Source organism: Cribrihabitans neustonicus (genome assembly GCF_048820895.1).
GTDB classification, from domain to species: Bacteria; Pseudomonadota; Alphaproteobacteria; order Rhodobacterales; family Rhodobacteraceae; genus Cribrihabitans_A; species Cribrihabitans_A neustonicus.
In genome coordinates this window covers 1-9,528 of the sequence record NZ_JBMERQ010000024.1, presented here as the reverse complement: position 1 = coordinate 9,528, position 9,528 = coordinate 1, and the positions used below count along the sequence as shown (strand labels likewise).

6 protein-coding genes and 3 pseudogenes are annotated in these 9,528 nt (G+C 61.8%); 6 read left to right on the top strand and 3 right to left on the bottom strand.

Features of this window, described 5'->3' with window-relative positions:
* Window positions 1-549: 549 nt before the first annotated feature.
* From ACOHWE_RS19795 to secD, 3 genes are read right to left on the bottom strand one after another with little or no spacing between them, the layout of a single operon-like run.
* Window positions 550-1,308, bottom strand: coding sequence for a sulfite exporter TauE/SafE family protein (locus ACOHWE_RS19795; RefSeq protein WP_420668463.1), 759 nt, complete (start codon window positions 1,306-1,308; stop codon window positions 550-552).
* 36 nt (window positions 1,309-1,344) lie between these two features.
* On the bottom strand, window positions 1,345-1,743 hold the full coding sequence (locus tag ACOHWE_RS19790; protein ID WP_420668462.1) for a hypothetical protein: 399 nt from the start codon (window positions 1,741-1,743) through the stop codon (window positions 1,345-1,347).
* Window positions 1,744-1,795: 52 nt separating this feature from the next.
* A complete protein-coding gene (gene secD / locus ACOHWE_RS19785) occupies window positions 1,796-4,336 on the bottom strand; it encodes a protein translocase subunit SecD (RefSeq protein ID WP_420668461.1) in 2,541 nt (846 codons plus the stop codon).
* A 287-nt stretch (window positions 4,337-4,623) separates the two neighbouring features.
* On the opposite strand from secD, the gene ACOHWE_RS19780 reads away from it, so the two are divergent.
* The 6 genes and pseudogenes from ACOHWE_RS19780 to ACOHWE_RS19755 form a co-directional block, all read left to right on the top strand.
* On the top strand, window positions 4,624-5,631 hold the full coding sequence (locus ACOHWE_RS19780; RefSeq protein WP_420668460.1) for a TerC family protein: 1,008 nt from the start codon (window positions 4,624-4,626) through the stop codon (window positions 5,629-5,631).
* Complete coding sequence (locus ACOHWE_RS19775) at window positions 5,628-6,263, top strand: exopolysaccharide biosynthesis protein (protein ID WP_420668459.1); 636 nt, start codon at window positions 5,628-5,630, stop codon at window positions 6,261-6,263. Before ACOHWE_RS19780 ends, ACOHWE_RS19775 begins: the two co-directional genes overlap by 4 nt.
* A gap of 138 nt (window positions 6,264-6,401) precedes the next feature.
* A complete protein-coding gene (locus ACOHWE_RS19770) occupies window positions 6,402-7,127 on the top strand; it encodes a LysR family transcriptional regulator (protein WP_420668458.1) in 726 nt (241 codons plus the stop codon).
* Between the two features lie 96 nt (window positions 7,128-7,223).
* A pseudogene (locus ACOHWE_RS19765) lies at window positions 7,224-7,379 on the top strand (IS5/IS1182 family transposase); the annotation flags it as partial.
* A gap of 171 nt (window positions 7,380-7,550) precedes the next feature.
* Window positions 7,551-8,572: pseudogene (locus ACOHWE_RS19760) on the top strand (IS110 family RNA-guided transposase).
* A 424-nt stretch (window positions 8,573-8,996) separates the two neighbouring features.
* Window positions 8,997-9,528 (top strand): annotated as a pseudogene (locus ACOHWE_RS19755) (MFS transporter); the annotation flags it as partial.

The window sequence follows — 9,528 nt, the reverse complement described above, 5'->3', positions numbered from 1 at the left end:
CACCGCCCACATACGAGCCTCGACGGGCTCACCCCGCGGGAGTATCACCAACGGTCAGTAGAGGGCCAAACCCTGAACAGAGCGAACTAATAACCGCGGACTCTGCGGGGAGCCCGTCAGCGATGATCGGCCTGGCCCGAATCGCAAAAAGCCCTTCCGGAGAAGGGCTTGACGGGAACATGCTTGAGTGTTCGGTAAAAGTGGTTGCGGGAGCAGGATTTGGACATTGTTTCATCCAGGCCGGATAACACGCGGGGGAAAGCCCATCCGGTTCTCCGAAGGCTCAAACGTCCTCCATTCGAAGCGGATGATCGCTGCGGGCGCTGTTTTTTGGACCACCCGAGCGGCAGCTATGCGCAGATAGCGACATAGCAAAGTCTGGGGATCTGCCTTTCGGGCGGCGGTCCTGTGCTGCACGAGCAATGGAAGGAGCAGACCTTCGCCGCAAGTGCAGCCACCAACCGTCATCGAACGGAAGGTGGCTTAATCGAGCGTCAGGGGCGGCACGAAACAGCGACACGTCCACCTAAGTTTGATTTTGAGTCTTGGTTAAGGTGCTATTCCCCAAGGAGGCGCATGCGAAAACCCGTAGAGCCCGAGCGTAACGATCAGGCAGCCAACGCCCAGCATAAGCACCCGTCGCGGTGCAAAGCGAACGATGACTGCCGCAAAGGGGGCGGCGGGGAGACCACCGGCGATCAAAGCAAGAGCGGTCCACGCAAACTCCCGCCAGCCCAGATGCCCGGCAAATGTGACCGCGATAGCGGTTGTCACAAAGAACTCGGCCGCGATGGCCGAACCGATCATATGCCGCGCAGAAGATCCAGAGGCGACCAGCGTACCCGACACTATTGGGCCCCACCCACCACCGCCCACTGCGTCAAGGAACCCGCCAATCCCCCCGAGCGGCAAAAGCCCGCGGGGCGGTTTGATACCCGGCGTTGTGCCTAAGGCTTTCCACAGGACAACACCCCCCATAGCGGTCAGATAGGCTGATACGAAGGGCGCGAGCATTTCTCCAAGGCCCGTCGCCAGAAGACTCGCCCCTGCAACGCCTCCCAGAACGCCCGAGACAGCCAGCGGTCCGACAAGTTTCCAGCTCACGTTGCGCGCCACGGCATGGGAAGTGGCGCTTGCAGCGGTTGTCGCAGTTTCCGCGAGGTGAACGGCTGCACTTGCCGCAGCCGGTGAATAGCCGAGGGTTAGAAGCACAGACGTTGAGGTTAGCCCGTAGGCCATGCCAAGAGCGCCATCAATCATCTGGGCAGCGAACCCCACGGCAGCAATCTGCCAGAAGTCGTCAATCACGGATAGCCCCTCTTCGCCGCCGTACCTGCAATGCCGTCAGACGGCCTTCTTCAACGGCCGCGACGCTGAGCCCGCCCGCGGCGGGCGCGGTGTGAGAGGGGTGATCGTGCCGGGGCCGCTCGCGGTGCGGTACGTCGCTTTCACGAGGGCGCGGAACATGATCATCATTGCTATGACAGCACCTATGCTCACCAAATCGATCCCAGCCGAGAGGAAAGCGGCCAGTGTGACTCCGCCGGTGAGCGCCCCCAAAAGCCCGGCAAGAGACGCGGCAAGCGCCAGCGGAAACAGCCCTGTCAGAAGGGCCAGCAGCGTCATTGCGAGCATTTCGCCCCGGAACCAGCTCCCCGGGCGGGAAAGAATCTTGCAGAAGTAGATCGCACAGACGAGGCCCAGTGAGGTCAGGCTGGCGGCAAGAGCGGCGGTGTGTAACATCTGTTTGGGTCTCCTGGTTTGGTGCCGCCGCCTTCAGCGGCGGAAGCAGGGTTCACCCATGGGGGTGCGCGGCGGTTGCGCCGGCGGTTTTTGCGGCGTTGCGCTGCCGCCAGTCGCCAAGAAAAAGCAGGATCGGCGCCGCGATGAAGACTGACGAGCCGGCCGCGATGACAATGCCGAACACCATTGGGATGGCGAAGCTTTGCACAGCCGCACCGCCCCAGATAGCCATCGGCAGCATCGCTGCGAGCGCGGTGGCCGAGGTGTAGAGCGAGCGCGCCAGCGTTTGGTTTATTGAAAGGTCGATCAGTTCCCGCAGCGGCATCGCGGGGTACAGGCCGATGTTTTCGCGCATCCGGTCATACACGACGACCTTGTCGTTGACGGAGTAGCCGATCAGCGTCAGCAGCGCTGCAATGGCAGTCAGCCCGAAATCGAGACCGGTAAGAGCAAAGAAGCCGACCGTCTTGGTGATGTCGAGAACAAGGGTTGCGATGGCCCCAACCGCAAAGGGCCAGTCGAACCGCGCCCAGATGTAGATCAGCATGGCAAGGCTGGCGGCGGCGACGGCGAGGATGCCGGCAAGCGCTAGTTCGGCGCTGACCCGCGGGCCGATGATTTCGACGCGCTCAAAGCTGGCATCCGGGGCCGCGGCCGCAACGGCGGAACGGACCTGATCGGCAGCTCGGGTTTGCGCGGCATCGCCGCCCGGCTGCTCTTCGACCCGGATCAGCAGACTCTGGCCCGCGTCCGATTGCTGGAAAGAGACGTCGCCTAGCCCCAGCGCTTCAACAGCAGTTCTGAGGCCGGCCATATCGGGCGCAGTCTGGAACTGTGCCTCGATCAGCGTGCCGCCGCGAAAGTCGACACCGTAGTTCAGGCCGGGTGCGGTGAACAGCACGATTGAGGCGGCGGAGAGCACGACTGAAAGGGCAAGCCCGGTAAACCGCATCCGCATGAACCGGAAGGCAGGTGTGGCCTTCGGGCGCAGGAAGCCGAGCGGCGCGCGGATCTCGAAAGTCTTCGGCCGGCGGGTGCGCAGATAGATGTCCATCGCCGAGCGCACGACGGTGACGGCGGTGAAGATCGAGATCAGGATGCCCAGCCCCATAGTGATGGCGAAGCCCTTCACCGGTCCCGAGCCGAGCCAGAACAGCAGCGCCGTGGCGATCAAGGCTGTCAGGTTCGAGTCGAGGATCGCACGATAGGCCCGGTCGAACCCCGCCTGCATCGCCGACGCGGCGCGTTTGCCGCGCGCGGTTTCCTCGCGGATGCGCTCGTTGATCAGAACGTTGGCATCAACCGCCAGCCCCATGCCGAGGATGAGCCCCGCGATGCCCGGCAAGGTCAGCGTGGCGCCGAGCAGGGTCAGGGCCGCAATGGTCAACACCACGTTCAGCAGCAGCGCGCCCGTCGCCACCACGCCCCAGCCGCCGTAGAGCAGGATCATCACGGCAGCAACCAGGCCAAAGCCCGCAAGCCCGGTCCACAGCCCGCCCGCAATGGCATCGGCGCCGAGGTCGGCGCCCACGGTGCGCTCTTCGATCACCTCGAGCGGCACCGGCAGGGCGCCTGCGCACAACAGGGCCGAAAGCGTCGCAGTCTCCGCGACCGTAAAGCCGCCGCTGATCTCGCCCGATCCGCCCAGGATCGGCTCGCGGATCACCGGCGCGCTCAGCACCTCGCCGTCGAGCACGATGGCAAACGGCTGGCCGACCAGCGACTGCGTCAGTTCGCCAAAGGTAAGTGCGCCCTGGGTGTCGAAGCGGAAATGCACCACCGGCGCTCCAGTCACGGGATTGAACGCCGCCGATGCATCGGCCAACCGTTCACCGTTGAGCGCGGGTGCCGCTTCAATGACAAGCGAACCCGACCCGCCCGCCATCGGCAGCCGCAGCGTATCCGGGCCGAGCGGGCGGCCTCCGCCCGGATCCGGCATCACGCGGTGGAAGGTTAGCTCCGCGGTGCTGCCAAGCAGGGTGCGCAGCGCAGAGGGATCGGCGACACCCGGCATCTGCACCAGAATACGGTCGCCGCCCAGCCGCTGGATCGAGGGTTCGGCGACGCCGGCCTCGTCGACACGCTTGCGCACCACTTCGATGCTGCGCGCCATGGCGTCGGCCTGGGCCGCCGCAAGGTATGCTTCGCGCAAGGTAAGATGAAGGCCGCCGCCCTCTGTTTCAGAAACGGTATAGGCTGCTTCTGCGCGGGCAAGGGCATTGCGCTGGAATGTTGGCAATGCCGCGTCAACCGCCGCGCGCAAGGCCTCGGAATGTGCATCCGCGCCGTTTGGCCGGACAGTCAGGGCCCGCCCCTCGATGGCGATATGGGCCCGCAGGCCTGCATTCGTGAGCACCCCGGCCAGGTCTGCGCGGGCTGCGTTCAGCAGATCTTCGGCGAGCGCGGCTTCGCTGGCCCGCAGCGTCAGCGAGGCGCCGCCCCGCAGGTCGAGGCCAAGGGCAACGGGTGTTTCAGGCAGCCAGTGAGGCAGGGCGCGGGCGGCATCGCGCGGCAGGAAACTCGGCAGCGCAACAGTAATCCCCACCAGGATTACGAGCGCATAGGCGGCAAACCGCCAGACAGGTGTCTTCAAGATCGACCCTCAGGCGCCCCGCATGGCCGGGGGCACGGCGGCCGTCCGCCGGTAGACGCAAATGCGATCGCATCGGGGCGTCAGCCAATGGTCTGCGGCAGGCTTCAGTGAAATTTGTTTCGGCCCAATGAAGTTCAATGGGGGCGCAATGAAATATTTTTTGTGCCGCCGCTTGCGGTACCGCCGCGAACGCCCACTTCTACCGTGCTCGAGTTCCGATCTTGCGCCGGCCCTGGTTGACCGCCGTCGCGAGCGCTTCTGCGGGCGGGTCTTTTGGGAGCCGTGACTTGGATCTTCTCCTCCTTGATGTTTTGGGCAAGCCTGTGTGGAGTTGGGCGCTCTTTCTCCTTCTAGTGGCCGCGCTGCTGGTCTTCGACCTCGGTGTGCTGCACCGGAAATCCCACGAGATCGGTGTGCGCGAGAGCCTGATGCTGTCGGCGTTCTACATCGGCATCGGCCTCTTGTTCTCGCTTTGGATCTGGCAGATCATGGGCGAGCGCGCAGCGCTGCTCTACCTCACTGGATTTGTGGTCGAGAAAAGCCTCGCGATGGACAATATCTTCGTCATCGCAATGATCTTTGCCTATTTTGGTGTGCCGCGATCCTATCAGCACCGTGTTCTAGTGTTTGGCATTCTCGGCGTTATCGTGCTCCGCGGCATCATGATCGGTGTCGGCGCGGCGGTGGTCGAGCGCTTCGAGTGGGTCCTTTTGCTCTTTGCCGCCTTTCTGGTTCTCACCGGCGTCAAGATGCTGCACGGCGGGAATGCCGAATACGATGTGGCGCACAATCCGGTCCTGCTTCTTATGCGGCGCCGGTTTCGGGTGACAGACAGCCTGCACGGAGAGCGGTTCTTCGTGCGCCAGCCGGCCGGGGCGGCAGGGCATGCCGCGCTTTCCGTCACACCGCTGTTCCTGGCGCTTGTCATGGTCGAAATTGCCGACGTGATTTTTGCCGTCGACTCGATCCCGGCAATCTTCGCGGTCACAACCGATCCCTATCTCGTTTACACTTCCAACATCTTTGCGATCCTCGGCCTTCGCGCGCTTTACTTTGCGCTTGCCGCGATGATGTACCGTTTCGTGCATCTCAAGACGGCTGTATCGATTGTGCTGATCTTCATCGGCGCCAAAGTGATCGGGGCGGAGCTTCTGGGGGTCGAGAAGTTCCATGCAGCAATCTCCCTCGGTGTGACCGCCGCGCTGCTGGCCGGCGGGATTGTGCTCTCGCTGTGGCAGACGCGGCGGCCGGACCCCGCGGCGCCGCTCGAGCAACCCCCGGTCAAGCCGGAATGACCTGTGCCGGTGAGAATAAGCGGCTTCTTTCACGGCGCCCCGGCCGGCGGCTGTCCGAGGTGCTGCGCGACCTGCAAGCGGGAGACGGCAAGCGGGTCTCGGCTGGCGATATCACCGGCGCCCTGCACGACCGCGGTTTTGGCCCGCTCATGGTCGTTTTCGCGGCGCCGAATGTTATCCTATTCGTCCCCGGCTCCTCGGTTTTTACAGCGGTGCTGCTGATGTTTCTGGCCGTCCAGTTAATCCTGCTGCGGTCGGACGTATGGCTCCCCCGCTTCATCGCCAGCCGGTCGATCCAGCGCAGCGCCTTCGATCGGATCGTCACCGTTTCGGTGCCCTACGCCGAACGGATTGAACGGCTCGCCAAACCGCGCTGGTGGCCGGCATCATTCCTGTTGGCCGAACGTCTGGTCGGAATTGCTACCCTAATCCTCGCAATATTCCTGTTCCTCCCGATTCCCTTTGCCAACTGGCTACCGGCACTCTCAATCATCATGCTCGCGCTTGGGCTCAGCGAGCGCGACGGCTACTGGCTTCTTGCGGGTCTTATCCTTACCCTGTTCTCGACCGCCTATGTCGCCGGGATCGTTATTCTCGGCGGATTTGCGGTCCTCGAACTGCTGGTCAGATGAAACCTCTCGTGAGCATTTCTGATGCAGAACCGCGGCCATTGCCCTTCGAGGTACCGGCTCTGCCTATGGTGGCGGTGGAGCCATGGTATCATGCTGCCGGCCAACTGAATTCGGCTCGGTATCGGAGGACGGGAAATCATGGACATCGGACTCGCCCGAACATTTCTTGCCGTTCTCGAAACCAGTAGCTTTTCCGAAGCCGCAGAAAAGATCCACTTGACCCAATCCACCGTCAGTATGCGAATTCGGGCTCTCGAGGAAGGCCTGGGCCGCAAGCTGTTTGAACGGCGGCATACGGGCGCGGTTCCGACGCGGGCGGGTCTGATGTTCCGGCGTCATGCCCAAGCCATGCTGAACAGTTGGGCGCATGCAAAGCTTGAGGTCGGGTTGCCTCCAGGGCTTTCCGAAGTCTGCAGGATTGGCGCGCAGAACCGGCTCTGGGACGGGTTATTGATCCATGCTCTTCCGCCGCTCCGGGCGGCGCTCCCGCAAGTTGCCTTCCACGCCAGCCGTGGAGATGCGGAGGCGCTGCTGCAAGGTCTTCGCGATGGTTCCTTGGATTTGGCGGTTCTCTATTGGAGTGCCGGCGAGCCTGGCCTGGAGGCACATTTCCTATTCGAGGATGAATTCATTTTGGTTTCAAGCGGCCCGGACCTGCAAGCTGGGGTCGTGGGTGACCACTACGTCTTTCTGGACTGGGGCGAGGTTTTCCGGCGGGAACATACTTTGCTCCTTCCGCATACAGTGCCTGCCTTGCACTTCGGTCTCTGCGGGCTTGGGCTTCAGTGTATTCTGGAGCACCCAGCCTCCGGCTGTTTCCCGCAAAGGCCCGTGCGATCGGGAATTAGGGTCAGGATGCATTGATTTCCGCCGCAACGCGTGATTCACGGTTCCCAAAACGGAGCGGTGATATGTCTGATCTTTTCTGGCTGACCGATGCCCAGATGGCGCGTCTTAAACCGTGACAAAGGGATACGTGCCTGCATCCCCGGTCGCAGACAGCGCGACGCAACCATCAAATATGACAAGCGCCGATACAAGCCGCGAAACCGCATCGAGATCATGTTCGGCAGGCTCAAGGACTGGAGACGCATCGCGACCCGCTACGACAGATAGCCGAAGGTCTTCCTGTCAGCAATCGCTCTTGCCGCCCTCGTCAACTATTGGCTTCGAAAACTCAATGAGATGCTGTAACGGGCCTGCGTTGCACACAGCCCGTTACCGCTTGCATGCTGACAGGTCGGCTGCCGACGCTCCCTGTATTGGATCCACATGGAGGACTACGGGATGAGACTGTTTGTCGGACTGGACGTGTCATTGGCCAAGACCGCGATCTGCGTGATAAGCGAGCACGGCAAGATCATCAAAGAGGCAGAGGCTGAAGCGAACCCGAGATTCTGGCACGCTGGCTGAGCGATCTGGACGGCAGCATTGCCGCGATTGGCCTGGAGGCTGGGCCATTGTCGCAATGGCTGCACCGGGGGCTGACCGAAGCTGACCTTGATGCTGTACTCATGGAAACGCGCCAGGTGAAAGGCGCGCTGAAGGCCATGCCGATCAAGACGGATCGTCGGGATGCCGAGGGGATCGCGCGCCTGCTTCACCTCGGCTGGTTCCGTCCGGTTCACTGCAAGTCTGTCTCGGCTCAAGAAATCCGCGCCATTCTCGGCGCCCGGAAAGCCATTCAACAGGGCATGATCGCATTGGAAATGTCGTTGCGCGGACTGCTAAAGAACTTTGGCCTCAAGGTCGGCGCAATCTCTCGCGGCAGGTTCGAAAACCGCATTCGGGGACTGGCAGACAGCAACCCTATGCTGGAAACCGCAACAAGGCCGATGCTGCGCGCCAGAGCGTCCCTGCGCCAGGAGCTCGCCACCCTCGAAAAGCAAGTGCGCCAGCTTGCCCAGAACGATCCTGTCTGCCACCGCCTGATGACAATGCCTGGGGTTGGGGTGGCGCTCACCTTCTGCTCCGCGGTGGACGATCCGGCGCGCTTCTCCTCTTCGAAGAGAGTTGGTCCATGGGCCGGTCTGACGCCTTCGCGCAACCAATCCGGTGAACGTGATGTATCAGGCGGCATCACCAAGGCGGGGGATGCCAATCTCAGGCGGGCGCTGTGCCAGGCCGCAACGGTCATGATGAACCGTGGCAAATCGACGTGGCTGAGAAAATGGGGAGCCCAGCTCGCACAGCGCCGTGGACGCAAGTGCGCGATGGTTGCCTTGGCTCGCCGTATTGCGGTGATACTCCATCGGATCTGGGTCGATCGCACAGTATTCCAGCCGGATACCGCGCCGAACATGGACTGACCGAATGCTCCTCCACCCTTCGCCTGCTTGATCGCAGGCCTTCGAGGTCCCGCAAGGACGTGGTTCCGATGATGCCGTGGTCTGGACTGTCGCTGGCTTCCGTCAAGCACGCCAATGAGATGGGCACATCGGAATTGCATCGAACCAGCATCATGTTGGCAGCCAGCGCGCTGACCACGGACCGAAACATGTACCCGAAAGACCTCAACCGAAAGCCGCGGTAGAAAGCAGGACGGGCTACAATAGGACCGGTGAGACCGCTTTGGCGGATCAATTTGCCTGCCTAAACCGCTTGACTGGGACGTCCCCGTTACCGAAGTCCAGAGCCTAGAAACGCTGCAAACCTGTCCGAAAAGCTGGGACCACTTCAGAAAGCATCGGTTTCAGCATCTACGATGTATCCTATGCAGCAAGCTTTGGTGTAATGCTGGGCGTATTTGTTTTCACAAAGTTGGCCATTGTCGAAAAACCGCGTCCGATGAACGTCACTGCTCTCATGCACGGCTTCGCTAATGTCCCAACGGTGATAAAGGACGCGAGCCTTTTGGCTCTTAAACATCCCACTCTGTCGATGCTTCTAGCAGCGCTGGCATTTTTCTTGGTGGCAACCAACCCGGTCGAAGTGATCTGGCCAACCCACGCAAAGCCAATGCTGGACGAGGGCTACGCAAATAGCGTCATTGGCGCACTGACCGCTACCTACTTCTTTTCCATCGCTTTCGGCGCATCCCTGTCTCCGTACGTCAGCCAGATTTTCAAGCGGCAGCATGCAATGACGCTTTCGGCGACTTTTGCCTGCCTGACAGGCGGTCAAATCGCATTGGCATTACAGGGCAGTATCCTCGGCTTTGTGACCGTCTTTATACTGTATTCTGTGTGCCTTGGTGTCAGCGAGACACCTGCCAGCAGCATTCTGCATCGTTGCGTAGAAGACCGTCAGCGGTCGACCATGCTGT

Bases quoted from the DNA above. Each gene is read 5' to 3' on its own strand.
- ACOHWE_RS19790 (WP_420668462.1), bottom strand. From the start codon at position 1,743: ATGTTACACACCGCCGCTCTTGCCGCCAGCCTGACCTCACTGGGCCTC.
- ACOHWE_RS19775 (WP_420668459.1), top strand. From the start codon at position 5,628: ATGACCTGTGCCGGTGAGAATAAGCGGCTTCTTTCACGGCGCCCCGGC.
- ACOHWE_RS19770 (WP_420668458.1), top strand. From the start codon at position 6,402: ATGGACATCGGACTCGCCCGAACATTTCTTGCCGTTCTCGAAACCAGT.